This is a genomic window from Vibrio sp. 1978 (assembly GCF_033344345.1).
Genome location: NZ_JAWPOP010000855.1, coordinates 1 through 557 on the forward strand (window position 1 = coordinate 1; position 557 = coordinate 557).

A 557-nucleotide genomic window follows, 5' to 3' on the forward strand; every position below is an offset into this window, starting at 1 on the left:
AGTGTGTGCGAACCAAGCCCAGGGCCATTGTCATCGACATGAATCATCACTTTGTTTTCATCCGTATCCGTTTCAACGAGCAACCACACTTGTTTATCTTGTTGTTCTTTTACGGCTTCAATTGCGTTTGTCAGCAAGTTAACCAGAACTTGCTCCAATTGAATGGTATTGATTTGAACCTCGATGTCGTCAGTAGGAAGTTCGGTAGCAAGTAGAACACGAGCAGATTTAAAAGCGGGTTTCATGAGCTCTTTTGATGAGGCTATCACGGGCAACAGACGTGTTTGGGTAAGCTCATTGCCGCTGGCCTTTTTGGCAAACGAACGCAATTGCTGGCTGATGTTTGCCATTCTGTCTGTGAGGGCTGAAATGCGAGTGAGATTGTCTTCCACTCGGTCATACTTTTCTTTCTGAAGGAACAATTTTCCATTCTCAGCAAAGCTACGAATGGCTGCCAACGGATTATTCAGCTCATGGCTGATGCTCGCTGACATTTGACCGAGAACTGCCAGCTTAGCCGCTTGAATCAACTCATCTTGGGTCAAACGCAGTGTTTG

General features: G+C 45.8%; 1 protein-coding gene. It reads right to left on the reverse strand.

Features of this window, described 5'->3' with window-relative positions:
• The coding region (locus R8N49_RS29495) for a sensor histidine kinase (RefSeq protein ID WP_318190745.1) at positions 1 to 557 on the reverse strand (557 nt) is incomplete at both ends.